Genomic DNA, 25,983 nt, shown 5'->3' on the forward strand with positions numbered 1-25,983 from the left:
ACTTGAACTACGCGTCCCGGTTCAAACCCGGTAAAGTAGGTAGCCGCCACAATTATTAAAAACGAAAGCCCGTCCAGATGGAGGGGCTTTTCGCGTTAGGGGTCTGTTACTCACCTCTCCCCAGTCGAGCGCGACCCGTTAAGCCCGGATCCGCCGATGATACTTGAACTACGCGTCCCGGTTCAAACCCGGTAAAGTAGGTAGCCGCCACAATTATTAAAAACAATAAAAGCATCCCCATAAAGGATGCTTTTTTGCGTTTACAGAGGTTTTGAAAGGTTGATTTATTATTCAACCTTCAAGGAGCTAACCAATCCCAATAGACTTCCTCTGTGTGGATTCTCGCAAACCTTATGAGGACGATAGAAATGGAAAGGATAAAATCAGTTTATGGTTGCATATACAAGATTGATTTTACCCCTAACTTTATGAAAATCCATTTCACCATAATCCCTTTTTTCCATGTCCGAGCTCAGAAAAGAAGATATTAAGCAGGAGGTGTTCGACCTTTACGACGACTATGCACATGATCGTATCGATCGCCGTAACTTTGTGCAAAGTTTGTCAGCCTATGCTGTGGGCGGCGTTACAGTGGCTTCGCTGATGAGTTTTCTGATGCCCGATTACAAAGGCCAGATTCAGATCCAGGTCGGCGATCCGCGCTTGCAATCGGATTACGTAAATTATGATTCGCCTAAGGGTGGGAAGACGATCAAAGCGCTGCTGTCCAAGCCAGTGGATGGGAAAGGGAAACTTGGAGGAATTGTGGTGGTACATGAAAACCGCGGATTGAACCCGCATATTGAGGACGTTGCGCGCAGGGCAGCGCTCGCAGGGTTCATTTCAATTGCGCCGGATGCACTGTCACCTCTGGGTGGGTATCCAGGCAATGACGACGCAGGACGTGAATTGCAGAGCAAGCGCGACCGGAACGAAATGCAGGAAGATTTTATTGCTGCTTTTGATTATCTGAAAAAACACAAGGACTGCAATGGAAAGATCGGCGTGGTTGGGTTCTGTTTTGGTGGTGGTATTGCCAACATGATGGCCGTACGCATTCCTGATCTGGCGGCATCGGTACCTTTTTATGGCGGACAGCCAGCTACCGAGGATGTCCCGAGAATCCAAGCACCGCTATTGTTGCATTATGCAGGGCTGGACACGCGTGTGAACGAAGGTTGGCCCGCATATGAGAAGGCACTGAAGGAAAACCATAAGGAATACACGGCGTTCATGTATCCAGAGGTAAACCACGGTTTTCACAACGACACGACTCCCCGTTTCGACAAGGCAGCCGCCGAACTGGCCTGGAAACGTACGATCGATTTTTTTAAGGAAAAATTGGCGTAGCGAAGGCAGCGGTTCGGTAGGTAGTCTGGTCTGTGATGATAGAGGAAACTTATTTATCATTAGCAAAAAGATGTTATGAAAGGCCATTTACGAACATTTGTAGCGCTTTGTTTTCTGGTAGGGCTCAATGCATGTTCATTACAGGATCATGTTATCCCAAAGAGAATAAAGCTGAGTACGCCCGCATTCGAGTATACCGATGACTTCAAAATGCGATTCAAAGTGCAGGTTGATTCGCTGGGCGACCTGCCGGTTACAGAGTACGGTATTTTGCACCTGAGTTTTTTCCGGGCGGAAAACGATACCGACTACACGCCGCGGATTGAACACGGGGCCCGAATGCAGTTTGATCAGCCAATTGCCCTGGGCATTAACAATTTCATCTATACGGGTAATGCTTTTCAGGGGAAGTACTTCTTTTTCTATCGTGCTTATGCACTGCTTTCGGACGGATCGGTGGCGTACGGAGACATTAAGAGCTTCACCTTCGAGCGCCCATAAAGCAAAGAAAAGCAAATTGCCCTGTGAATCGTGAAAGCGTTTCACAGGGCAATTTGCTTTATGGTCTTTGTCTGTTGAGATAGTCGGTGTGGTATTGCCGTAGCTTTTGGTCAAGCTGGTAACCTGTGCGGTAGCGTTCGCCTATCCGGAATCCTCGGGTGTAGCTGTATTCCCAGCGGAACTCGTCGGTAGTTCGAAATCTCGCTTTCCTCCCCTGAGCAATCCCTCCAGGCGGAATAGGTACCGCAAAATTGAAGCCTGCCGTTGTCCCGTTTTGGGTTTTCATTACATACAAGCCAATTTCAGCATTGGTAAACTGGCGTATGAGGTCAAATCGAGCTCCTTCGTCGCCGGCAAGGTATCTGCCGCCTGATAGTTTCAATGTCAGATCAGGTTTGGAAAGCCGGTAAGCGGCATCGGCGATGAGCAGTAGGTTATCCATTTTTTCGTAATAAATTCCGCTTCTGGTATAGTAGTAAAGCCCTGTGAGGCCACCTTCCAGGCCGAACGACCACGGGCCGGTGAGGTCATGATGGCGGTACTGGATATTCGCACCGTATTGATCATTGTAAAAATAGCCTGCCGATGCACTGATGAAATGCTTCCCGAATGCAAGAAACTGATTCAGAAAAACGGGAGCCGGACGGATGATCTTCGGGCGGTTATCCATGTCGTTGGTGATCGGGAACAGCACGCCGGCATTCAGAGCCAATCCTTTCCAGAGGTAAAACTGGGTTTGGAGTAAAAGGCTTGTGTTGCTTTGCAATGTTTTTTCCCGGTAGCCGAAATTGGCTGCAAATACGGGTTGAAGCCAGAAATCAAGTTTGTATTTACTAAGTAAAAAGCCTGAGCGTGGGGTTTCGTCTTTCGTAAGTTGGCGGTAACTGATCCTTTTGCCCATCTTATAAGCTCCTATTGGCGCACCCTGAAACATAGGAATAAACTCCCTGCTGCCCGAATCGGGCAGAGCACGCTCCATTTCGACCATACCGATGTACGGATTGCGGTAAATTCGCTGCTCGTAGGCTACCTTTCCTGATGTGGAATCGACGGTCAGATTTTCAAAATTGTTGAGTAAACGTTCTTTTTCAGAAGCAGGTGCAGGTTTGGGCGGCTTGGCACGGGCTGCTTCCTGGTAAGTGCGTAACCGCTTTGGAAGCGGGAGCATATTCACCGCATAGGAAGTGCCGAAGGTAATCTGATCGAAGTTCAATACACCGGCCTGAACGGTCCAGCGTTTAAAAAGGGTAGCATAGAGGCCCGCATTGATATGCTGGCTGTCCCATTCGGCCATGAAACCTGCCTTGTTGTCGAACCGCAAGTTGAAACCTCCGAACGGTCCCGAGAGGTAGCGGTAGGACAGATCCTTTTTCTTGATGATCTCGAGGCTTTCGAAAATATTGTAATTGCTTTTTTCCGATTCGTCGCGCTGAACGTAAATGGGGCTGCCGAATCCGGCGGTAACGTCTGCATAGAGCCGGTTGCCAAGCGAGAACGTTTTGCTCGCTACGAGCGCATTGGTGGATAAGGAGTTGTCGATTCCGAAGGGAGCGGAAAGTATGATAGCAACGGCGGGACGTTTGGCTGTTTCTTTTAATAGGACATATTTAATATCCAGCTGGCGGTCTCCAATGCCTTTTTGTCCACGTTTCAGCTCGTGATTGATCCGTAGCAGGTTCACGTTGATTTCCAGCCTCGGAAGCAATGTCACATTGGCAAAGTAAATTCCTTCCGAATTCTTGCGGTTGAACCTGAACCCGTATCGGATCGGATTGAAATGGTAACCAAACTGAAATGCCGCGTCATCCGTCTGTCGGGCCGACGGGATGTAGATCAGTCCTGGTTTACCCGAAATATTCGTTTGTGCGTGTACGTGAGAGCCCAGACATAGAGCAAGCAGAAAGGGAAACAATACATTCCCCCTTCTGCCTCTAACAAATTGAATCATCCGCCGTATCGTTATTTGCCGCCGCCTTGGTTGTGGCAGTTTGCGATCATTTTATCTCTCAACTCGATTGCCTTTGCGAGAGCATCGTTGTAGTTAGCTTCTACGCGGGCAGTGTTTGAGTTTTTGGTTTCCTCTGCACGTGCTTTCGCTTTTTCAGCGATTTCAGTACAAGTAGCAGTTTTCGCTGCTTCCAGCTGGTTCACTTTGTCCAGATAATCGAGCAACTGAACATTGATGAGCGCTTTAAGGTATTCATACTGGCCAGGGCGCAGGAATGGCTTTACTTTTTCCAATGCTGCCAGTGCGTCGTTTGCGACCTTGATGCCGGCCTGACGAAGTGCCTCGAAATACGCAGCATTGTTTTCACCTGTACATTTTTCAAGGTTTTTCTGGATGCGTTCCAGGTCCTTGTTGTAGTTGTCATTGATCTTTCCCAGGTCTTTTGCTTTGCTGTCGTCCAGGCGCTCCTTGGTTTTTTCGAACTTCTCGTTCGCACGGGCGATACAGTCGTCAGTGTTACCAGCTTCGATAGCCGGGCCGGTGGTAGATCCAGCAGTTACAGAGCCGGTTCTCTTGCCGTCAAGAAGCCCGTCCACCTTGGCCGCTGTAAGCAACGAAAGGTAGCTTTGGAGTTTCGCGTCGGCAGACGCTTTGCTCAGAATCGCACGCACCTGCTCGGAGTTGAGCATTGTTTTGGTAGCTTGTGCTGGCGAAACTTCGTTCAGTGCCTTGATATCAGCCTGTGAAAGCGAGCTAGATACTTCTTCGGCCGCTTTTGAAACGCTCGCAGGGATGTTGCTGGCAGTAACTGTGCTGAGCGATTTGTTTAATTCCTGCGTTTTAACCGAGGCTTCCACTTTTCCGGGCACAAGTTTGATGTCCGGTGTTTCTTCGAGTGTGGTAGGAGCCATTTCCAGCTTGTCCAGTTGGCTGGAAAGCTCAGTGTTGGCTGGTTCGAGTGAATCCGCTTCTTTGTCCTTACATTCATAAAGGAAGAATGTGAGGAACGTCAGAAGGGTAAGTAATCTCAGAGTACGTGTTTTCATACGAGTTAGATTTAGTGAAAAAGGATATTCGGCGGATTATTAAATTGGTTCTATAAGTGCAATATCTTCCCGGGTCAGTGAACCTGTGAAGGCCTGACCAATGTCGGCTGATTACCGGGTGTAAACAGTCTGGTGTGTCCAATCGCATGGCAATAGCACGCATTGCCTTTGAAAGGCAAGCTGCATAAGCGAACGGATACTCCTATATGTTTCCTGTCAGATCATCTGATAACCCATTTGGTTATGAAGCATGATCATGACCACACGCGCCTGTCCCGCATTCCAAAAGGAATTTTCGCAATTATCAGTAAGAGGAAGTTGGTGGGACTTTCCCGAAACGGAAGTCCGTAAAATTGAATACTTAAAATGTAGGGTAGGATTATCCGGTTGCCCCGGATAGAGCCCCGCCGGAAAGGGCGGTACATTGCCTCGTGGCGAAAGCCGTTGGTAAGGATTTTCCATCATGTCTTTTAACGTTGAGTGAGTTACTATCCAGACAGAGCTTCCATTCAAATTGGAATTCCACTAGCAATATGTAGACGTTATTTTACTTAGCATTTCTTACGTGTAAAATAAAATCTACAACAAGTTTAAAGGATAAGATTTCAATTTCAAAATAAAAATATCTCTACAACTTTATAAATAATTGATAGTGAGATATTTAGATTTATGGAAAAGTGAATATTTAAAATTGTTCTTTTAAAAGTAACATGGCCGGATGGGAAGAGAATGTCGTTTTTTCTGGAATAGTCTGTCCGGCTGGGGCCGTTCTTTGGTAGCGTTATCGTGATTGTGAATATTCATTGGGAATAACTGCCTGTGGCGGTATTATCGTTGGTTTTTTGTAGTTTTTTCAAAACGAGAGACTATATTATTGCAGCTGGGTGCTTTTTTAAGCGTGTCCAACTATCCTGAACCTCTCATGAAACTTTTCAACTCGCTCTGGCTCCGGGCTGCTTGCATCCGGTTTCCCGCGGCATGGCTGCTCATGCTACTTTTCTCCGCGACATCTTATTGTCAAACGATTGATCTGCTGATCAAAGGCGGTCATGTAATTGATCCTAAAAACCGCATCGACGGTGTAATGGACGTGGCCGTTACCGGCGGCAAGATCGTACAGGTCGCAGCGGCGATTCCAGCTTCCCAAGCGAAAAAGGTGGTAGAAGCCAAGGGGATGTACGTCGCGCCAGGTTTTATTGACATGCATGTGCACGTTTTCAATGGTACCACACCGGAAGCCTATATCGCTAATGCCGCCACCAGCGTAGCTCCGGATGGTTTTACATTTCGTACGGGCGTTACGACAGTGGTGGATGCAGGTTCGTCGGGCTGGCGAAATTTCCGGCAGTTCAAGGCACAGACCATCGACCGCGCGCAGACGCGGGTTTTGGCCTTTTTGAACATTGTCGGCACCGGCATGGCGAGCCGCTATGAAGAGCAAGACCTGAGCGATATGAACCCGCAAATGGTGGCTAACATGATCAAAAGGTTGTATCCTAATATCATTGTAGGCATCAAATCTGCACATTACTGGGGCGATTATAGCCAGGTGCAACGCGCCGTGGAAGCCGGGAAACTCGCAGAAGTACCGGTAATGGTCGATTTTGGGGAGCATCGGCCGCCGCTATCGATCGAAAAGCTGTTCAGGGAGTACCTGCGGCCCGGCGATATTTTCACACATACGTACGCACACGGACCCAACGATCGGGAAACAGTAGTCGATGAGCAGGGCAAAGTGAAGCCTTTCGTACTGGAAATGCAGAAAAAAGGCCTGGTGTTTGATGTGGGACATGGCGGTGGCGCATTCGCATGGCGACAGGCGATACCTTCCATTAAGCAGGGTTTTCTGGCAAATGTGATCAGTACCGACCTGCACACCGACAGCATGAACGGCGGCATGAAAGGCCTCGATAACGTCATTTCCAAGTTCCTGAACATGGGCGTGCCATTATCAGAGGCGATCCTGCGTGTTACCTGGAACCCGGCACAAGTGATCAGGCGCCCCGAGTTGGGCAGTATGAGCGTAGGTTCGGAGGCTGATATTACGGTTTTCAGTGTTCGCACCGGCGATTTTGGATTTATCGACGCCCGCAGATTGAAGATGAAAGGGGATAAAAAGCTCGAAGCAGAGCTGACACTCCGTGCGGGCAAGGTCGTGTGGGATTTGAATGGAATCGCTGCCGCCGCATGGGAGTCCGAAATACAAGGCAAGTGAGCGATATGAGAACGATTATCTCAAAAGTCCGCGTTGCAGGTTGGATCGGCTTGTGGCTTGTATGGGCGGTATCTCCAAAGGCTTTTGCGCAAACCTACGAGCTGATAATCAAAGGTGCGCAGGTAATCGACCCCGCTAATTCGAGGGCTGGTAAAATGGATGTAGCGATCAATCAGGGCAAAATCGCGAAAGTAGCCCCGGATATCGGCGAAACAGCTGCGCAGATGATCAATGCGGCCGGTCTATATCTCAGTCCGGGTTTTATCGATCCGCATACGCACGTTTTCGTAGGTACGGAGGCGGGGCAGTTCGCAAATGGTGTCAACAGCGTTTCCCCCGATGATTTCACGTTCCGTTCCGGCGTTACCACTGTGGTGGATGCAGGCACTTCGGGTTGGCGCAGCTTTCCGGCATTCAAGAAACAGGTGATCGACCAGTCCAAAACACGTATTCTCGCATTTTTGAACATTTCCGGTGGCGGAATGACTGGTGCGGCGCATGAGCAGGATTTGTCGGATATGAATGTCGACTCTGCCGTCGCACTTATAAAGCAATACCCAGATATTATTACCGGCGTGAAGATCGGGCATTATAACGGCAAGGAATGGACGCCGTTTGACAACGCGTTGAATGCCGCCAGGCAGGCCGGCAAGCCGCTTTTTGTAGAATGCCATTTGCCCGAATATTCCCTCGAAGATCAGCTGGCCAGGATGAGGCCCGGCGATATCATTACCCACACCTTCGAACATATCAAAGAGCGTATGCCGGTAGTCGGGGAAGATGGACAGGTGCGCCCGTTTGTCCTCGCGGCTCGGAAAAGGGGCATCTTGTTTGATCTCGGTCATGGTGGTGCCGGTTTCTGGTTCGATCAGGCACTACCGGCGGTGAAGCAGGGTTTCTACCCGAATTCCTTTGGTACCGACTTACACCGTTTCAGCATGAACTCGGGTATGAAAGATATGGCCAATGTCATGTCGAAATTCATGGCAATGGGTCTTTCCCTCGAACAGGTGGTGGAAATTGCGACGTCGAACGCCGCAAGGGCTATCCGGCATCCGGAGCTGGGCAGTCTTAAAGAAGGTAATCCTGCCGATATCGTGTTGTTCCATTTGAGGGAAGGCGATTTCGGATTTATGGATTCTGCAGGTAATAGCCTTCGGGGTAACCGTAAGCTGGAAGTCGAGCTGACAGTCCGCCAGGGCAAGATCGTTTGGGATCTGAATGGGTTAGCCGCAAAGAAAAAAGGATTTTAACTGAACTCGTTATGCATTTTCGTCATATCAAATTTACAATACCGGGTACGTACCTCAGCCTTGTGCTTGTCACGCTCGCACTGGCGGGCGCTACTCATTTGCGGCAGGATAAGCTGCCCGCCGGTGATCCCAACAATGGCGGGCTCACAACACCCGATGGTTTTGAAACGCTCGTGGTGGCCGACAGCACCGGTCTGGCACGGCACATTGTTGTGAACACCAATGGCGACATTTATATCAAACTCCGCTATTTAGGCAAAGGCCAGGGCGGCGGTACGGTAGCGCTCAGGGATACCAATGGCGACGGTAAGGCCGATATCATCCGCAATTTCGGCAACTACCAGGATCATAGCAGCCTCGCTAATGGGATCACCATTCGGAATGGGTACCTCTATTACAGCTCTTCTCTTGCGGTTTATCGTAGTAAACTCATTCCCGGTCAGCTCCTGCCTGACGAAAAAACCGAGCTGATTCTCCAGGATGATCACGAACATGGCGCGCATTGGCATATTACCAAGCCCATGGCTTTCGACGATGAGGGGAATATGTACGTTCCTTTCGGCGCGCCTTCGGATGCCTGCCAGGATATGGTGAATTCGCCCGGCGGAAAACCGGGCAGTGCCGGAATAAACCCGTGTCCGGATCTCGAAAAACACGGTGGAATATGGAAGTTCAGCGCCGACAAGCTAAACCAGACGCAGGCCGATGGATCGTTGTATGCCACCGGGTTGCGAAGTATTGTAGGTATGCGCTGGAATCCCTCTGACAAGAGCCTCTACGCGGTGGTTCATGGCCGCGACAACCTCCACCGCCTGTTTCCGGAGCTTTTCACTGCCTGGCAGAGTGCGGTGCTTCCCTCTGAAGAGTTTGTGAAAGTAACCCAGGGAACCAACGTGGGCTGGCCGTATTATTACTACGACCAGATGAAAGGGAAGAAAATGCTCAATCCGGAATATGGCGGTGACGGTAAAAAGGAAGGGGAAGGGGCCAAATTCCAAAAGCCGCTGATCGGGTTTCCGGGGCACTGGGCGCCTAACGACGTGCTTTTTTATCAGGGAAGCCAGTTTCCCGAGCGTTACAAACATGGAGCATTCATTGCCTTCCACGGTTCTACCAATCGGGCGCCTTATCCGCAGGCTGGCTATTTTGTATGTTTTGTTCCGTTCCGCAATGGTAAGCCTTCCGACGAATGGGAGGTATTTGCAGACGGCTTTGCGGGAGTGGACCCGATTATCAATGTGAGCGACGCGAAATTCAGGCCGATGGGGCTCGCCGAAGGGCCGGATGGCTCATTGTATATCACCGATTCGCGCAAAGGCAAGGTGTGGCGGATTATGTTTAAAGGCGATAAGAAGGGTTTTGGTGCAAATCAGCTCGCATCGATGGAGAAGCATAAACAGCTTGCACACATCCGTACACCTGATGAAATAGTTGATAATCTTGATATTAAGACCAAAGCACTTGGCCAGCGCATATATAATACCTATTGCACGCCTTGCCATCAGCGGAACGGTCTTGGCGACGGCAGCCGTTTTCCGCCGCTTGCCGGATCCGAATGGGTGACTGGTAATAAAAAACGACTGATAGAGGTGGTTGCCAAGGGGCTGGAAGGGCCAATTCAGGTGGCTGGTAAACCTTATAATGATCTGATGCCGAAGCACGATTTCCTCAAAGCGGAGGAAATGGCGCAGGTGCTTACCTATATCCGCAAGAATTTCGGAAATGATGCCGATGCCATTTCGGTAAGCGACGTGCAGCGGGTATTGGGTAACTAACACAAGCAAAACGCCCGCCGAAATATTCCGGCGGGCGTGTCAAAAGATGGATTCAATGGATTAAGGCAGCAGTACTTTCTTGGTGATCGCACTGGCATTACTACGTTGCAATGACAGAATGTAAAGCCCTGACGAAATGCCGCCCTTAGGTTTCAGGGTAAATTCGTTGCCGGTTTGACTTAGCGAGAACCGTATGGCTTTACCCGACAAATCAAATAGGCTCACGTTTGCTGCATTTTCGTTTTTAAGCAGGAATTTGATCTCCCGTCCTGAGGCTGGATTGCCCAGAAGCTCGAATGCAACGCTGTTGGCACCATTATCAATGGAAATCATCCGCGAAAACTCAAACTTCCCATCCGCATCGACCATTTTGAGGCGATAATAGTTCGTTCCCGTAAATGGTCTGCTGTCCAGGAATTTGTATTGCTGCGTTGCGGAGGAATTACCCTTTGCCTCTACGCGGCCAAGTTGAACGAACTCTTTCGCATCAGCACTTCTCTCAATATTGAAGTGGCTGCTACCGCTTTCCTCGGTAGTAGTCCAAGAAAGACTGACTGCATTATCCAGCAGCGTTCCGTTGAAACGCGCCAAGGTAACGGGCAATGTGATGGTACAGCCGTTTTGCAGCTCGGCTACAATTGCATTGGGTAAGCTCGCGCCTGTCAGCACGACCCAGATTGTACGTTTATCTTCCAGGAAATCATATGGATAAGCTTCGTCCTTACTTTGGATAGGCTGGGATGACGAAAGGTTAGTAGCGCCGCTTGTGTAGAAAGGCTCATCGCCAGCACCGAAAGTAGTCATTCCGTTTGTCAACACACCGTCGTCAAGGTATAAGGTATATGAAACTTCAAATGCGGTAGGATTGGTGGAAACGATACTCAAATCATAAGTACGAGGGCCTTCGGGCTCATTACAGTTAATTTTGCCGGTAATAACGGGGTCATTGATTTGCAAATTGAAACCTTCTGCATAGCAATGCACAGGAGGGTTTGCGCTGGATGCCTGGCTCGACCACACGTCTCCCTTAAGTATAGGAAGGTCCTCACATGCACCTGGGACCGGGAACTGGATGTTATTAATTGTAATACGAGACTTTCCTCCTCCCAAGTCTTCTTCCATGATAGTCAGTCCAGTAAATAAAGGTATAACAGTGCCGTCGGCGCTGTAAGTTGACAACAATGACACTGCGCCGTCTGTATCAATAGCCAGTGTCGCAAGCACGGCACCCAGGTCGGCTGCTTTCGGTGCTTTTTTGTAATCAATGTCAGGATAGTCGGCAGGTTTCCACAAATGCACATAGGTGAACTTGTTGCCATTGTTTTTGTCGATCGTGAACGAAAGGTTGACGTTCACATTGCAATTGTCGCCGCTGGGAGAAACACTGTTTAATTCAATTGCCGGCTCAACCAATGCGCACTGCGCGAGCGACTTAGCAGGGATAGAAATTGCCGCAAGGACAATACATACCCAGAGGTAGAGAGATTTCATGATAGAGGACGTTTAGTGACTAAATAATGATAGAACAATATACTTCCAATATCTTGAAATAGTTACAAAGTTGTAAACTTGGTAAAGTATTTTTTACTAAACGATTCGATAGTATACGTGAATGTAAAAATAATACTTATTGCAGTAAATTTAGTTGTTTATTGATATAGAATAAATGTATCCAATTGCGTACATTTATTTTTATATAACTGATTGACAGTTATTTATGTAAGATTCAAACTATTTTGTAACCTTAATTGATTTTAATAAGACTATTTATAAATATATCTAATTGGTTAGCGAGCAGCCTCGCCTTGGTTAGGTAGATGTGTTGTAAAAGTGCAATTTTATGGGCCGGGTGAATCTTGGCAGAGTCCTACTTTGAGCGGATGCTTCGGTGATTGATACCGTGAAGTAATACTATACGTTGAGATGTCATGAGCGTGTGACAGAATTTGCTATTTTTTGCCCTTCATTGCCATTCTAAACCCAGACCTTTGCTTCGGGCAGGAGATAATTTGCCGGTGCCATATCTGTTTCAGCCATTCGCTCATTCTTTTTGCGATCCCCGCTTTCGTCACCCCTTTTTAGCAGTCGAGTTCGGACATCCGGCAAGACTCGCCGCCATCATTCTAAAACAGCACACGATGAAAGCACTTTTAATTTGCACCACTTTGATAATGCACATCACGCTCGCCCTGGCGCAGGCTCCTCAGCAGTTCAGTTTTCAAGGCGTAGCCAAAAAGGCGGATGGCAAGGTAGTTTCCAGCGCCATCATAGGCGTTCGTCTCACAATTCATTCGGAAGCGATCGGTGGCACAACGGTTTATCAGGAAACGCATTCCACGCAGACAAACCCAGGCGGCATTTTCAATATTCAGATAGGCGGCGGCAATGTTGTAAGCGGCACATTTGCAGCGATACCCTGGAAAACGTTTCCGCATTTCCTTCAACTGGAAATGGACCCGCTCGGCGGTTCGGCGTATACTGACTTAGGTACCACGCAAATGCTCAGTGTGCCTTATGCCATGCAAGCAAAGGAATCGACCAAATGGAATGATGGTTATCCGGTGGTGCAGAAGTTTGAATTCGCACCTGATATTGACCCGAACGACGTTAATGATCCGGATATACAGAAATATTATCTACCGGCGGTAGGGGATGGGCACCGATTGATTTGGTATCCCTTTAAAGGGGCATTGCGAGTCGGTGAGTCACTTAATGGAAAATGGGAAGGTTCTGAAATTGGTGCGAAATCGGTTGCATTTGGTGGAGATAACTTGGCTAAGGGAGATTTTAGTTTCGCAGTGGGTTTGGGTGCGTCGGCAACAGGTCTATTTTCCACCGCGATAGGACAAAGTTCGTCAGCTTCCGGTACTTCCGGCGTCGCCTGTGGCCTGGGGTCGTTAAGCAAGGGCTATGGCACCGTCTCCGTAGGAATGTATAATGCTTCCCCCGACATACCAAACCCAACCAGTCCTCTTCCGACGGATATCATATTCCAAGTGGGATATGGAAGTAGTCAGAACGACAGAAAGAGCGGAATCTCCATGTTACGTAATGGAAATCTCGGAATAGGAAACAATGTATTGGCACCCGAATATTTATTGGACTTGGGCGGCCGCATGCGCATTAGGCATAACGGCACCACATCCGGTATACATTTCAATAACTCGCAAAACATCGAGCATGGCTTCATGGGAATGAAAACAGATGCGCAAATCGGTTTTTTCATCAATAATGCATGGCGCTTCTGGGTTGACAACGCTGGGAATGGTGCTTTGGGAGGCACATTAAGTCAATCGTCCGACCGCCGCCTCAAACGCGACTTCTCCACACTTTCATCCAGCCTCGGAAAACTCGCACATCTGAAAGGGTACCATTACTACTGGAAAGACAAAGACCGCGATCAATCGCTCCAAACAGGTCTGGTTGCCCAGGAGGTGGAGGCACTGTTTCCGGAGCTCGTAAAAACGGACGAGAAGGGCTTCAAATCACTGAACTATACGGGTTTGATTCCCCATTTGATCGAGTCGGTAAAGGAGTTAGCGAAGCAGAATGCAAAGCTGGAAGTAGAGAATGCTGCTTTGAGGGCGGAAAGCAAGTCAATGAATGATAAACTGGCCACGATCGTAACCCGGCTTGACCAGCTATCGTCACAACGCGCTGAAACAATGGCAAAATAGAGGTTTAAGAGAGAGAGAGAGAGAGAGAGAGAGAAGGTTATAGCTGCATTCAACTTGAATGCAGCTATTTTGTTTTATAAGGATCTGAAAACAACAGAAACTGTTTCTTCCACCAGCCCTATCGACATCCGCGCCTGGTCCCTGAAATTGAACACATGACCGTCCCTTCGGACTTCGTCAGTAAGCGAAAAATCGACCGTTTGAATCAGCCAGCCTTCTTCCTGCGGGGTTCTGTCGGCGATAATGCCTTCTTCGGGCATGTTCTTATCAGGGGTGGTGTAGCATGCCGCGAAGCCGTAGTTGAGATCCACGGCAGGCGACCATAATGCTTCCCCCACGGTTTGGGACACGACTGTAAAGGCCTGGTTCTCGAGTGCGCGGGCGCGGGCGCCTACGTGTACGCGCGTGGCACCCCGGATGGTTTCCGTGCAGCTCGGCGCGAGGATCAGACTGGCGCCCGCTTCGCAGAGTTTCTGTGCGCCAATCGGGAATTCGACGTCGTAACAGATCTGAATGCCGAATTTGCCCCACGATGCCTCGAACACCGTAAGCTGCTTGGGAGCGCTGTCGATGCCCCATTGTTCGTTTTCGAAGCGGGTCATGAAAAATTTGTCCTGGTAGCCTGCCAGGCCGTTGGTTGAGAATACGAAGGCCCGGTTGAGTTTCTTATCACCCTCGATCACCGGAATGCTCGGAGCGACGATGATAACGCGGTATTTGCGGGCAAGTGCTTCGAAAGTCGCACAGAAATCGGCCCTCAGGCCGTTCAAATCATGTATCTGGCGCCGGATATCGTTGCGCACATCGTCCTCGAAAATGCTAACCAGCTCCATGGCTCCGTATTCAGGGAAAAGCAATAGCTCAGCACCCCGAATGGCCGCATCGGCCACCCATTTTTCGGTATGCTGCTGCCATGAGGTGAAATCCCGATGCTCGGTAATGGGATATTGTGCCGAAGCGATGGTTACTTGGTGCATAAGGGCTAATGGTTGAGCGGTTTGGTCCAGAAAATCATGGTTTTAGGAGTAGAGGTAGTTTCTCCCAAATCGGGCCATTCCATGGTACTTTGTAATGCCGGTTCCTTGCGGTAACCACGTTTGAGCCAGAATGCGTCGTTCGGACGATAGTCCGACGGTTTAAGCGGGTGGTTATCGCCCCGGTCGACGGAACAGAAACAGCAGGTTTCGAAAACACCCAGGTTACGTGCGTGGGCCTCGCGCTCGTCGAAAAAGCGGTGCCCAAGTCCATGTCCGCGGTAGGCAGACAAAAGGATGCTTTCCCCGAAATAGCAGATAGTTCCGATGTCGAAACCGGCATCCTCGAAAGGTTTACGGACTTCTGCTGTTTCGTCTTGAAGCGGAATACAGGTCGTTGCACCCACCATTTTATCGCCGTCATAAACAGCAAAAAGAAAGGAGCGCTCCGATTGCAGGTAGGTTTTTAAATAGCCTAGTTCATATTCCACACTACCCTCGTACAAATAGGGGTAGTCCCTGAAAACAGCAATGCGCAGCTTGGCCAGGTCATCGAAAACTTCTGCAATGTCTGCACCGGTTTTCCGGACGAATGTCAGTTCGGAGGTCATGGCTTGGAAACGAGCTCGATCCAGAGCGGCAGATTGTAGTAGGTGGTTACGCGGCTGATCTTGCCGTCGGTTACTTCGAGGAATGCCCCGGCCGGTAAAACGTATGATTGCCCGTGCGCCTCGGGAAGCCCTTCTTCTGCCTGCTTGTAAATGCCATTCACGATGAACTCGACCGCAACACGTTTATTCTGAGGTTCGCTGAAAAACACCATATCGGTCAGGGTTTCTTCGTAGGCTTCGTCCATTTTTTGGAGAAATGCCGTAAATTTTTCCAGTCCGATGCGCACGTCGCCCTGGTTGGCTTCATGTCTTACTTCCGGGTGGAGCAATGCGAGCATGCCTTTCCAGTTTTTCGCATTGAAGGCTTCATAATATTGTTGTACGATTTCGAGTGCAGTCATTTGTTTCATATTTATTCAAAAACTATTCAATGTAAAGGGCCCAGTGAAACCTGCCCATTGGCGTCTTTGCGATACACGGCAATACAGCCGGAGGCGAATTTCGCGTCGAAATGCGGCTCCGTGGCGGCCAGGGTGTTCGGGGACGGTTTTGCGGCGTTGAAAAAATAGACCGTCGTAGTGCCATATTTGGTATACGGCATAAGGTCACCGTATTGGCGCATTTCCTTTGAAAGCGTGTCCACGACACTCACGGCATATACCCGGACGATCGGCCCGGTGTTGTTCGCATTCCGGTACATAGCTACTTCCCGAAACCCGCCTTGCAAGTCGGATACGGTAGGCTGCGAAGCGGAGTCGTAAACGATGTAGCCGATAATGACTACCAATGCGAGCAGCAAGACATTCTTTTTGTTCTTAAAAAACTTCATAGCAATTAAATAGGGTCATTTTGACGGAACATAGAGCCACTTGCCGTCACTTTCCATCGCGAGCCGATAGGATTTTTCGTGATAGTCAAATCCCGGTCCGTCATTCTTCTCGGCGATGATCACGTCGGGCTGAAATGTCGGGTCTTCCAGTATCTGCGACGGATTCGCCACGCGTACGTGCGCAAATGTGCGTCCGGGTTTTCTTAACAGGAACTGGTAAGCATAGTCGAAACTGGCTTCTGTAAAAACAAAACCGATTTTTTGCGGATTGAGTGCATTCACCTGTTTTAAAAGTATTTCGGTTGCGGGCCAGTGGTCGCCCCAGAACAGCCGTCCCGGACTGGCGTAAAAGACGCTTTCCTGTTTGAGGTTCAGGTTGGCAGCGTCGATGCGGATGTTGAGATGCAATGCCGAATTGATAGGCGGGAAAATTTTCTCAAAAAACCATTTCGTGGAAAGAAACGGGTGTGCCGAGCTGAGTAATGCGAACGGCAGCGCCGCTATCCAAAGCAGGAAAGGCAGCAGCCGGGCCGGCCATGCGGGCAAGACCGAGCCGTAAGTAAGGCCCACAACGGGAGCTGCCAGGAGGAAGAATGGAATGTGCAGCCGTGAGCCGTAAGTCTGGTAGCTGATAAAAAAGCAGAAAACCAGTATGCTGAGGAAACTCAGCCAGCCATACCATTTGGCGGCTTTGGGCAGGCGTGTGAAAATCAGGAGCGGAATGCTGAAAATAATCAGCCAGATTCCAAAGAAATTATGGGCAAAATCCTCATTGAAATTCAGCTTGTTCATCTTGAACGGCATCCCAAGGCGCGGTACATCAAGCGGAATGCCCATCGCGGCGTGGAGATTTTGTAGCTGGTTCAGGAGGAAGTCGTTGTACCGGTTCCCTGGCGAGACGAAGCCCAGATGAAGAAAAGTGTGCTTGCTGACTGATGAAATGTAATCGGCCGGGCCGGTAAAAGTGTTTTGATTCCCCGAACTGAGAGTGCCTACGGGTGATGCGAAGATCTCGTAGGTCCGGTACCAATACGGAACATTGACGGCCAGCGTGAGGATTAGGGCAGCGGCGACGAACGTGATAATGTGTTTCCGGAAGGCCGATTTGCGAACCATCGCAATAAACAGGTAGATGCCGAACGGAAGCACGTAAAAGAGGAATGTTCCCTTCGTCATCATCCCGACCGCACAGCACAGCGGAATCAGGTACAGGCTAGCCAGATGGTGATTCCGGATATAATCAAAAATAAAAAATACGGCTGCCAGGACAAAAAAAGCCACAACAAGGTCATTCTGGGTCGTCATCGATTCGAGGACGACGATCGGCAGAGTGGCGGCAAAGCACAGGCCGATACGAAGCGTTGCCGGCGTGCTTGAAAAAAGCCGGATAATCATGGAGACCAGCGCCAGTACGCCCGCGAGGCAGCACCATTGCAAAAGCTGGAAATACCGCTCCGAGCCTGAGAGCAGAAAGGTATGCAGATGAACGTATTCTGAAAAAGGACTGAAAGAGATCGAGCGCTCGATGTGCGAGGCATAATGCGCCACGTTGCCTTGTTGTATCCAGTAGCCCAGCCGGCTCAGGTGATAGCTGAGGGAGTCCTGGTTATTTGGAATCGCGGCTACGGCAACTATCAGGGTAACCGAGGCAAGGACGGCCAGCATGGCAACTGTGAAAGTGCCGAGTTCCCGGCAAAAATTTCGGGTGCCATTCAGCCAGCGCTCCGCAATGGCCGCGAAAGTCAGGCCATGAATGCTTTTCAGCCGAAACCATGCGATGGCCAGGGTGATATTGAAAACGATCCAGATGGCGGCGATAGCAATCCGGTTGATCAGATTGAATAATCCTAATGCCTCCGTGCTGATGGCGATGAAGATAAATATAACAATGGCGGCGGAAATCAGCGAACGGCGAAAGAGCTGCTCCGCGTTTCTGTAAAATGCCACGTAGCAATTTGCTGTGGCCAGCACCATCGCCGTCGGGATCAAAAAGATCATAGTTAAGGAAGTCCTGTTCGGCAAATATGAGCTGCAAACTAACTATTTCGTTGCAAAGAACCGCATTAACTCGTCATACGCGGATGTGCGGGGAGGGGAAAAACACATGCATTTGCCCGATAAGTGCCTGAACTGAGGATACTTTTACCTGCTTGTTTTGGAAGCTTATTTCGGCTTCAAATCCGTTTTCCGCTTCGAATACTTTGATAAGGCAGGGGGCATCGCGGTGGGCGCTGATACCCAACCCTTCCCTTTGCAATGCCCGCTTTATCCAGAAAAGGGGCTTTGCAGCACCTTCCAGGCAAATCTGCGCATTGTCCGCGGGTTGGTGAATGATAAACGTGCCGGTAGTCCGGTCGAATGAAAAGCCGTTACGGGCAAAGGTAGCCTCGAATGCGCCGCTCAGCACGAGGTCTTCGGGTAGCCCGGCCAGGATTTTGCCGTCTGGGTGCATTAGCCAGAGCTCATCGGCGGTTTGCAGTGCGAGGTCCAGCTCATGCGTGCTGAGCAGGATCGCCTTGTGCATGCCGCGCGCGAGCGTGTGCAGGAGTCGCATCATTTCCACGCGATTGGGGAGGTCGAGATGGGCGGTGGGCTCATCGAGCAGGATCAGTGGCGTGTCCTGCGCGAGAGCACGGGCGAGCATTACTTTTTGCCTTTCCCCATCGCTGAGCTGATGCATATGGCGGTCGAGCAGCGGCGTGATGCCGGTTTGTTCAATGCTGTGGGCTATTTGGGAATGATCATCTTTTGTCAATGTGCCCAGCCAGCCGGTGTAGGGCGTGCGGCCCAAGGCAACTACCTCGCGGGCCGTGAGGTTGCCTGCATCGATCCGGTCAGTTAACACGAGGCTGAGTTTTTGCGCAAGCTCGGCTGGTTTTAAGTCGTCGAGCGGGCGGTTATCGATCGTAATTTCACCCGTCAATGCCGGTTGCAGGCCGCTCAGTGTGCGCATTAATGTGGATTTACCCGCGCCGTTTGAACCCAGTAAACACACCAGGCTGCCCGGTCTTAGCTGTAAATCGAGATGGCTTGCTATTGTTCGTTCCGTACCGGACGACCGGTAACCGATCGCCAGCGAGCGAGTCTCCACAATGGCTTTCTGATTTTTCATGAAAATGACGAACGTAAGTTATTGCGCCGGACGATGATCCAGATCACCACCGGAGCGCCAAGCAATGATGTCACGACGTTGATTGGGATGACGGTTTGCGAGCCGGGAAGCTGGGCAATGATATCGCAAAGGAGTAGCAGCACGGTTCCGGTGAGGCATGTCGCGGGAATTAGCACGCGGTGGTTGGACGTTCCGAGCAGCGAACGGGTAATGTGCGGAATAGCGATTCCAACAAAGCCGATAGGCCCGCAAAAGGCTGTAATGCTGCCGGTGAGAAGGCTCGTGCTGAGCATGATTAGCAAGCGCGTCCGCCCGACCGTAAGCCCCATGCTTCTCGCATAATTTTCACCTAATAATAATGCATTGAGCGATTTGGAAGATGCAAATGCGAGCAGTAAACCTCCTGTGACTACGCCTGAAAGTACGTATAAATGATAACCCGTAACGCCGCCCAGCGAACCGAACGTCCACATGATGTACTCCTGCAACTGCTCCGGCTGGCTGAAATATTGCCAGATACTGACAATGGAAAGCGTAATCGTGCCGATCATGACACCTACTATGAGCAGGATCACATTGTCGCGGATACGCCCGGCGATCAGGAGAATCAATGCCAGAACACCTGCCGAGCCTAGCGAAGCCATGCCGATGATGAGCCAGCTTCCGGATATCCCCAACTGGCTGATCGCGTACATGCTCGCGCTGCTCCCGCCTGCGAGCATTACAGCAGCCACACCCAGGCCTGCACCCGCGGTAATGCCCAGTTCTGAAGGCCCGGCCAGGGGATTACGGAAGAGTGTTTGCATTTGCAGCCCGCTGACCGACAGGCCGCAGCCGGCAAGAATAGCAGTGATGGCTTTGGGTAAACGTATTTTTTCAATGATAAAAAGCCAGGCTCTATTTTCGGACTCGCCCGTAGTTACGATCCGGAATACCTCCTTGAATGGGATCGCCACCGAACCGAGCATGATGTCAAGGCAGAACAATGCGATCGCAAGAATCCCTAAAAAAAGCAATGTCCAGCGTCTGTTTGGCGTGTGCTGCGTCATTCGGGAAGCTGTTTGTAGTAAACAAGCTGATGGTCCGGAAGCAGTTCGGGGTGGAAAATCCGGATCATATCGGCCAGTACAGTATGCGGATTTACGCTGCCCGATTCGAAGAAATCGTTCGAGCCCTGTTCGTTGACAAGGCGGTTGTAACTGTACAACATGCCTGTTCGCACTGCTTTGAAATCGGCGTATCGGGCATCCTGGGCTATGATACTTTTACGCGTATCGCGATTGTCGAACCCGACATTCAGCCAGTAGTCCGCCGCTAAGGCAAGTGGATAAACGGCTTCAAAACTGAGGGGGAGGCTCCCTGTTTCGGGTGTGGCCCCCCAATGGTAATAGGCACCGGCATCCTTGAAAAAACGGGCCATGTAACTGTTGCCGCCAGGCAGAAACCAGGCATCTTTGGTATTCAGGCCGGAAAGTACCGTTGGTTTCTTGGCCGCTTTTTGAGTAAGGGCCGAAAGACGCTCGTATTCAGTTTCTATTTGTGTGAATTTTTCATTGACCAGTGCTTCCTTATCCAGCAATGCGGCCATGAGCTTCACCCATTCCGCACGGGCCAGCGGTGTTTGCTCTACCCATTCGGAATTGATCAGGACGGGTATCCCGGCTTCCTTCAATACGCGGTAATGATCCATTTTTCCGCCAGGATTACCGATGGTCATCACCAGATCCGGTCGCATTTCGATCACCTTCTCGTCATTCAGGCCCTGGTCGCGCCCTACTTCCACTATTTTACCTGCCTTAATCATGCCGATAACCTTCGGGGAATACACGTATTGCAAACTGCCGAGGCCTGTCAGTACATGCTCAGCATCCAGGAAGCCCAGTAATCCGACGTGCATGGACGACATCGCGGCCAGGCTTTTTACCGGTATTTCAATCCGCTGAGCGTGTGGGTAACCCGTGGGCATTGCGGCACCGTTTTTTTGGAGAATATATTGTAAAGTATCGCCCTTTCCGCCGAATGGGTTGATAATGCTCACCAGTTTGAAGTCTTTGAAATACGCAATGTTGAATCCACGAGCGTGATGAATTTCAGTTTGGACAAACCGGTTGGTGGAATCGGCAGTTGCCGTCTGCTCTTTTTGCTCATGTCCGGATGGACCACAGCCTTGTATCAGCAAGCCTGTGAAAATGAGCAGGCAAAGAATTTTGGACATTCAGGAATGATTTGTTTGGCTCAAATATAACTCAACATTTGCCTTACATTATTAAGACCAGTCTGAATCGTGTTCACTGACTGGGTTCCATGATAGTAACCAGCTATGTGTAATTCATCATAAACATCGACAAGTAAAGCGAGTAATTTTTTGTCCAATTTCCGAAGCCGGTTTGTGTAGTCCTCGATGCTCTTTGGTTTCGTAAAATGAATACCTTCCTTTTGCAGGAGATATTCATCCAGAATGAGCAATGCAGCCGAATAGGCCGTGCCCGCGGCCATTTTAACATATTTAACATCGGCATACAGGCCGTCTTTCTTACCCGCTTTTTCAGTGAGGATCTGGCGTGCGTTTTCAAGGTAGCGTTCGGCTTCCTGAGCAGGTGTGAGGGGCTGATTGTGTTGTTGTGCCATAGTGTTGTGTTGGTTTACCTAACCTTTATACGAACACTTTCGAAAAAAGTAACATTCAGATTACCCATAAATTTCGGAAGCTTTTGGCATACTTTTGATAAATTCAGAAATATGCCAAAGCAGCCTCTCTTACAGTTCACTGGAAAAAGTATTTACTGCGCCATTGCCGACGTCCATATCGATCCGTGGATACCGGTGGGCCGGGCGATCATCACGCACGCGCACAGCGATCACGCGCGTTGGGGAAGCCGGCATTACCTCGCGCATAAGGATAGCGAGCCCATTCTGCGGCTGCGGCTCGGGCAGGATATCGATCTCCAAACCGTGCAGTATGGTGAGAAATTCATGATCAACGGCGTGAAGTTTTCCTTGCATCCGGCTGGTCATATCATCGGTTCGGCGCAGGTGAGGGTGGAGTATCAGGGCGAGGTGTGGGTGGCTAGCGGCGACTACAAGCTGGAAGACGACCATTTCGCAACGCCGTTCGAACCCGTGAAATGCAATGTGTTCATCACCGAGTCTACATTTGGATTGCCTATTTACAAATGGCAGCCGCAGCAGGAGGTGATGTCGGAAATCGACGACTGGTGGGCGCATAACCGTGCCGAGGATAAGGCCAGTGTGTTAATGGGCTATTCGCTGGGGAAAATGCAGCGGATTTTGAAGAATATCCGGTTGCAGGACTCAGTCATCTATGCGCACGGGGCTATTCATACTGTGAATGAACGCCTGCGAGAAGCGGGTTTCGATCTGCCCGAACTGACATTGGTTACCAAAGATATGGACCGGAAACTGTTCAAAGGGGCCCTTGTGCTGGCGCCGCCCTCGGCGGACGGAACGACGTGGATACGAAAGTTTGCACCTTATTCGGTGGGATATTGCTCGGGCTGGATGGCTTTGCGGGGCGCCAAAAACCGCCGCGCGGTGGATCAGGGGTTTGTATTAAGCGACCATGTCGACTGGCCTGACCTGAACCGCGCCGTGAAAGAAACCGGGGCGGAAAAAGTGTACGTTACACATGGTTATACAAGCATTTACGCGCGCTGGCTCAACGAAAATGGCATCGAAGCGGCCGAAGTGAACACGATGTACGGTAATGAGGATGAAAATGAAGAAGAGGAGACTGTGCAGGACGTATCAGCCGGGCAAGACGCTTATCAGGAGCACAAGCAGGAGCTTGACGAAGCAGCGAATGTAAATAAAGAAGGTAAAGGATTATGAAACAGTTTGCAGATCTCTTCATGAGCCTCGACCGCACGAATAAGACAAATGCGAAAGTCGATTTGCTGAAAAACTACTTTCTGACGGCTTCAGACGACGATAAGCTGTGGGCGCTTACATTGTTTACTGGCCGCAGGCCGTCATTCAAGGTCAACCGCACGCAGGTGAAAGAATGGGCGGCAGAGGAGGCCGGTATCCCGATGTGGCTTTTCCAGGAAAGTTATCATAGCGTAGGGGATTTGGGCGAGACGATTTCGTTGCTCCTGCCCCGCACAAGTCCGGGAGGCTCGGAAAAATCGCTTTCGGAGTGGTTCCATTACCTGGGAATGCTGCCGGGCATGACTGATGAACAAAAGCGGGATCATATTACCCGCGCCTGGATGCAGCTTTCGCAGCATGAGACATTCGTATTCAACAAACTGCTCATGGGGAGTTTCCGTATCGGCGTTTCACAGACTTTGGTCGTTCGTGCGCTGGCGGAAGCGACTGAAACCGATTCCAATGTGATCGCTCACCGGGTGATGGGGCAATGGGATCCGCAGGAAACGACTTTTGAACAATTAATCCTCGATAAAGGTGAAAACGACAATGCATCGCGCCCGTACCCGTTTTTTCTCGCCTATCCGATCGAGGGTGACGTGGCGGATCTCGGCGACGCCGGCGACTGGTTCGCCGAGTGGAAATGGGATGGTATCCGCTCTCAGATTATCTATCGAAACAAGGAGCTGTTTATATGGACGAGGGGAGAGGAACTGTCCACTGAAAAATTCCCCGAGCTGCATTTTTTGAGTGAGGTCCTTCCCGATGGTACGGTACTCGACGGAGAAATTGTGACTTATGCCGAGGGGCGGCCTATGCCGTTCAATGTGCTGCAAACCCGCATTGGTCGTAAAAATTTGTCCAAAAAAGTACTCGAAGAAGCGCCGGTTGCATTTTTGGCTTACGATATGCTCGAAGCGAACGGTGTGGATATCCGGGGGCTTACGCAGGAGCAGCGTCGCGTGCAATTGGAAGCGGTGCATGCAAATGTGCCCGCACAAGGCTATTTTAACCTGTCGCCCTTGATCGATTTCAAAAATTGGCAGGTCCTGCGTGACCTCCACCCGCAATCGCGCGAAAATATCGCGGAGGGTTTTATGATCAAGCGTAAAGCCAGCACCTATCAGGTCGGTCGTAAAAAAGGCGACTGGTGGAAATGGAAGATCGATCCCTTAAGTATTGACGCGGTACTTATTTATGCTCAGAAAGGCTCCGGCCGCCGTGCAGAACTTTTTACAGACTATACCTTTGCTGTTTGGGGTGACGAAGGGAAGCTCGTGCCGTTTGCGAAGGCCTATTCCGGGCTCACAGATGCGGAAATCGGGCAGGTTGACTATTTTATCAAGCGTAATGTCCTTGAAAAATTCGGTCCTGTTCGCACCGTAAAGCCGGAGCTGGTTTTTGAAATCGGATTTGAGGGAATTAACGAATCAACGCGCCACAAGTCGGGAATAGCCGTGCGGTTTCCGCGGATTTTGCGGTGGCGGAAGGATAAGAAGGCGGAGGATGCAGATAGTTTGGGGAGCTTGCGGGATATTTTGTATAATTATAAATAAACTATAATTTATATAATATTTATAATGCTTATATTGATTTACTTCAACAATCGGGCGAGTCGCTCGCCGGCCGTGTATCCTATCTGGAACTTTATCCGATAGATGTTATTGAATATGCGTCCGGGGATTTTCAGCAGGTAAATACATTATGGCTTCGCGGAGGCTTTCCGGAAAGTTTACTGGCCGCTTCGGATCGCGACAGTCTGGAATGGCGGCAGGATTTTATCAGGACATCTCGACGTTTCCGGCGTGACTATCAGCCGTTACCTGGATTTGATGGTCGACTTGCTCCTCGTAAGACGATTGCAGCCATGGGCTTCGAATGCCGGCAAGAGATTAGTGCGAAGTCCAAAGATCTATGTGCGGGATAGTGGTCTTACGCATGCTTTAATGGGAATAGAAACTTTCAATAACCTGTTGGCACATCCGGTAGTAGGCGGTAGTTGGGAAGGGTTTGTAATCCGATGGGTGATGGCATTGTGGCAACTTCACTCGTTAATATGATGCAAGAGGTGGTGAGCCGTTTTTCACCATAATGTTTCTACGTTGTCGTACAAAGTAAACTTTCCATCGATTGAGACGATCGTCAGGTTTTCCACAACGGCAGTCGCGATCAGCAATCTATCAAATGGATCACGATGATTATCCCAAAGCGGTAATTCATCATAAAGATCCAGGTACTCCGGCTTGATAGCCAGTGGTTGAATACCGATCTTTTGCGCCTCTTCGTGATAGCGGGAAATGGGGTGTAGCAATTCGAGCTTCCCGGTCTTCTTTTTGATGGCCATCTCAAAGAAAGAAACCGAACTCGCATAGCAAACGGAATGGATGTCTTCAATTATCACCCTGGCTTTTTCGGAAAGTTTATGCTTTTGCCCCAAGCACCAAAGTATCGTGTGTGTATCGAGTAGGTATGCCATTAAATATAGTCGGATAAGTCATCCAGGCTGTCGTTGAAATCGTCTGCCGTTTTGATAGTGCCCGCCATGCTGCCTAGCTGGCGTTTTTGACCGGTGAATGTATTATTGTCATCACCCATGAAGGTGACCAGTACTTTACTGCTTTTTTTCACGGGCGGCGACTCTTTGAGAATAACTTGCCCGTTTTCATAAACTCCCTCAATGGTGGTAAGCATGGCTTTAACAGGTTGATTCTTTTAAACAAATATACTAATTCACCTCGACTTATGAGATTAGGGAGCCGCTAATAGGCTACATGGCACAGAAGTTGGATTGCTTTTACAAACCA

The 25,983-nt window shown here is 49.9% G+C and carries 23 protein-coding genes; 9 read left to right on the forward strand and 14 right to left on the reverse strand.

All coding sequences use genetic code 11. The annotated features are described in order from the left end of the window. The first annotated feature begins 462 nt into the window (after nucleotides 1–462). On the forward strand, nucleotides 463–1,350 hold the full coding sequence (locus tag CLV60_RS29615; RefSeq protein WP_106599030.1) for a dienelactone hydrolase family protein: 888 nt from the start codon (nucleotides 463–465) through the stop codon (nucleotides 1,348–1,350). Between the two features lie 75 nt (nucleotides 1,351–1,425). Then, nucleotides 1,426–1,851 (forward strand): hypothetical protein, encoded by a 426-nt coding sequence (locus CLV60_RS29620; RefSeq protein ID WP_106599031.1) that lies wholly within the window; start codon nucleotides 1,426–1,428, stop codon nucleotides 1,849–1,851. A gap of 58 nt (nucleotides 1,852–1,909) precedes the next feature. Here CLV60_RS29620 and CLV60_RS29625 read toward each other — a convergent pair whose 3' ends face one another. Together CLV60_RS29625 and CLV60_RS29630 are read right to left on the reverse strand one after the other, a co-directional pair. Then, nucleotides 1,910–3,799 (reverse strand): YjbH domain-containing protein, encoded by a 1,890-nt coding sequence (locus CLV60_RS29625; RefSeq protein WP_106599032.1) that lies wholly within the window; start codon nucleotides 3,797–3,799, stop codon nucleotides 1,910–1,912. 11 nt (nucleotides 3,800–3,810) lie between these two features. Beyond that, entirely contained in the window at nucleotides 3,811–4,845 is a 1,035-nt protein-coding gene (locus CLV60_RS29630) for a hypothetical protein (protein ID WP_106599033.1), read from the reverse strand. Nucleotides 4,846–5,767: 922 nt separating this feature from the next. Here CLV60_RS29630 and CLV60_RS29640 point away from each other — a divergent pair. From CLV60_RS29640 to CLV60_RS29650, 3 genes are read left to right on the forward strand one after another with little or no spacing between them, the layout of a single operon-like run. Beyond that, nucleotides 5,768–7,060, forward strand: coding sequence for an amidohydrolase/deacetylase family metallohydrolase (locus CLV60_RS29640; protein ID WP_106599113.1), 1,293 nt, complete (start codon nucleotides 5,768–5,770; stop codon nucleotides 7,058–7,060). A 5-nt stretch (nucleotides 7,061–7,065) separates the two neighbouring features. Further along, nucleotides 7,066–8,313 carry an amidohydrolase/deacetylase family metallohydrolase gene (locus CLV60_RS29645; protein ID WP_106599035.1) on the forward strand — a complete coding sequence of 416 codons (1,248 nt, stop codon included), beginning with the start codon at nucleotides 7,066–7,068 and terminating at the stop codon, nucleotides 8,311–8,313. A gap of 11 nt (nucleotides 8,314–8,324) precedes the next feature. Next, nucleotides 8,325–10,088, forward strand: a complete 1,764-nt coding sequence (locus CLV60_RS29650; RefSeq protein ID WP_106599036.1) for a PQQ-dependent sugar dehydrogenase — start codon at nucleotides 8,325–8,327, stop codon at nucleotides 10,086–10,088. Nucleotides 10,089–10,148: 60 nt separating this feature from the next. On the opposite strand, the gene CLV60_RS29655 is transcribed toward CLV60_RS29650, so the two are convergent. Then, nucleotides 10,149–11,579: a T9SS type A sorting domain-containing protein gene (locus CLV60_RS29655; RefSeq protein WP_106599037.1), complete on the reverse strand. Its 1,431-nt coding sequence runs from the start codon at nucleotides 11,577–11,579 to the stop codon at nucleotides 10,149–10,151. 647 nt (nucleotides 11,580–12,226) lie between these two features. Here CLV60_RS29655 and CLV60_RS29660 point away from each other — a divergent pair. Further along, nucleotides 12,227–13,765, forward strand: a complete 1,539-nt coding sequence (locus CLV60_RS29660; RefSeq protein ID WP_106599038.1) for a tail fiber domain-containing protein — start codon at nucleotides 12,227–12,229, stop codon at nucleotides 13,763–13,765. A 74-nt stretch (nucleotides 13,766–13,839) separates the two neighbouring features. Here CLV60_RS29660 and CLV60_RS29665 read toward each other — a convergent pair whose 3' ends face one another. The 9 genes from CLV60_RS29665 to CLV60_RS29705 all read right to left on the reverse strand — a co-directional run bounded on the left by CLV60_RS29665 (nucleotide 13,840) and on the right by CLV60_RS29705 (nucleotide 21,919). Then, entirely contained in the window at nucleotides 13,840–14,742 is a 903-nt protein-coding gene (locus tag CLV60_RS29665) for a carbon-nitrogen hydrolase family protein (protein ID WP_106599039.1), read from the reverse strand. Nucleotides 14,743–14,747: 5 nt separating this feature from the next. Continuing rightward, on the reverse strand, nucleotides 14,748–15,350 hold the full coding sequence (locus CLV60_RS29670; protein WP_106599040.1) for a GNAT family N-acetyltransferase: 603 nt from the start codon (nucleotides 15,348–15,350) through the stop codon (nucleotides 14,748–14,750). After that, the gene (locus tag CLV60_RS29675; RefSeq protein ID WP_106599041.1) at nucleotides 15,347–15,751 is read right to left on the reverse strand and encodes a ketosteroid isomerase-related protein; all 405 of its coding nucleotides are present in this window, start codon (nucleotides 15,749–15,751) and stop codon (nucleotides 15,347–15,349) included. The genes CLV60_RS29670 and CLV60_RS29675 overlap by 4 nt, the downstream gene beginning before the upstream one ends. A gap of 26 nt (nucleotides 15,752–15,777) precedes the next feature. After that, on the reverse strand, nucleotides 15,778–16,179 hold the full coding sequence (locus CLV60_RS29680; protein WP_106599042.1) for a hypothetical protein: 402 nt from the start codon (nucleotides 16,177–16,179) through the stop codon (nucleotides 15,778–15,780). A 15-nt stretch (nucleotides 16,180–16,194) separates the two neighbouring features. Next, a complete protein-coding gene (locus tag CLV60_RS29685) occupies nucleotides 16,195–18,177 on the reverse strand; it encodes an ArnT family glycosyltransferase (RefSeq protein WP_106599043.1) in 1,983 nt (660 codons plus the stop codon). A 73-nt stretch (nucleotides 18,178–18,250) separates the two neighbouring features. Then, nucleotides 18,251–19,291 (reverse strand): ABC transporter ATP-binding protein, encoded by a 1,041-nt coding sequence (locus tag CLV60_RS29690; RefSeq protein ID WP_106599044.1) that lies wholly within the window; start codon nucleotides 19,289–19,291, stop codon nucleotides 18,251–18,253. Then, nucleotides 19,288–20,340, reverse strand: a complete 1,053-nt coding sequence (locus CLV60_RS29695; protein WP_106599045.1) for a FecCD family ABC transporter permease — start codon at nucleotides 20,338–20,340, stop codon at nucleotides 19,288–19,290. The genes CLV60_RS29690 and CLV60_RS29695 overlap by 4 nt, the downstream gene beginning before the upstream one ends. After that, nucleotides 20,337–21,506, reverse strand: a complete 1,170-nt coding sequence (locus tag CLV60_RS29700; RefSeq protein WP_106599046.1) for an ABC transporter substrate-binding protein — start codon at nucleotides 21,504–21,506, stop codon at nucleotides 20,337–20,339. The genes CLV60_RS29695 and CLV60_RS29700 overlap by 4 nt, the downstream gene beginning before the upstream one ends. A gap of 20 nt (nucleotides 21,507–21,526) precedes the next feature. Further along, the gene (locus CLV60_RS29705) at nucleotides 21,527–21,919 is read right to left on the reverse strand and encodes a DUF5618 family protein (RefSeq protein ID WP_106599047.1); all 393 of its coding nucleotides are present in this window, start codon (nucleotides 21,917–21,919) and stop codon (nucleotides 21,527–21,529) included. A 111-nt stretch (nucleotides 21,920–22,030) separates the two neighbouring features. Here CLV60_RS29705 and CLV60_RS29710 point away from each other — a divergent pair, with 111 nt between their 5' ends. From CLV60_RS29710 to CLV60_RS35080, 3 genes are all read left to right on the forward strand, one after another. Beyond that, complete coding sequence (locus CLV60_RS29710) at nucleotides 22,031–23,140, forward strand: ligase-associated DNA damage response exonuclease (protein WP_106599048.1); 1,110 nt, start codon at nucleotides 22,031–22,033, stop codon at nucleotides 23,138–23,140. Then, complete coding sequence (locus CLV60_RS29715; RefSeq protein ID WP_106599049.1) at nucleotides 23,137–24,735, forward strand: ATP-dependent DNA ligase; 1,599 nt, start codon at nucleotides 23,137–23,139, stop codon at nucleotides 24,733–24,735. The genes CLV60_RS29710 and CLV60_RS29715 overlap by 4 nt, the downstream gene beginning before the upstream one ends. A 192-nt stretch (nucleotides 24,736–24,927) precedes the next feature. Continuing rightward, nucleotides 24,928–25,239: a DUF4143 domain-containing protein gene (locus CLV60_RS35080; RefSeq protein WP_510185978.1), complete on the forward strand. Its 312-nt coding sequence runs from the start codon at nucleotides 24,928–24,930 to the stop codon at nucleotides 25,237–25,239. 23 nt (nucleotides 25,240–25,262) lie between these two features. Here CLV60_RS35080 and CLV60_RS29725 read toward each other — a convergent pair whose 3' ends face one another. Then, a complete protein-coding gene (locus tag CLV60_RS29725; RefSeq protein ID WP_106599050.1) occupies nucleotides 25,263–25,655 on the reverse strand; it encodes a type II toxin-antitoxin system VapC family toxin in 393 nt (130 codons plus the stop codon). Next, nucleotides 25,655–25,870, reverse strand: a complete 216-nt coding sequence (locus CLV60_RS29730; protein ID WP_106599051.1) for a hypothetical protein — start codon at nucleotides 25,868–25,870, stop codon at nucleotides 25,655–25,657. The genes CLV60_RS29725 and CLV60_RS29730 overlap by 1 nt, the downstream gene beginning before the upstream one ends. Between the last annotated feature and the right edge of the window lie 113 nt (nucleotides 25,871–25,983).

Source organism: Dyadobacter jiangsuensis (assembly GCF_003014695.1).
Lineage (GTDB): Bacteria > Bacteroidota > Bacteroidia > Cytophagales > Spirosomataceae > Dyadobacter > Dyadobacter jiangsuensis.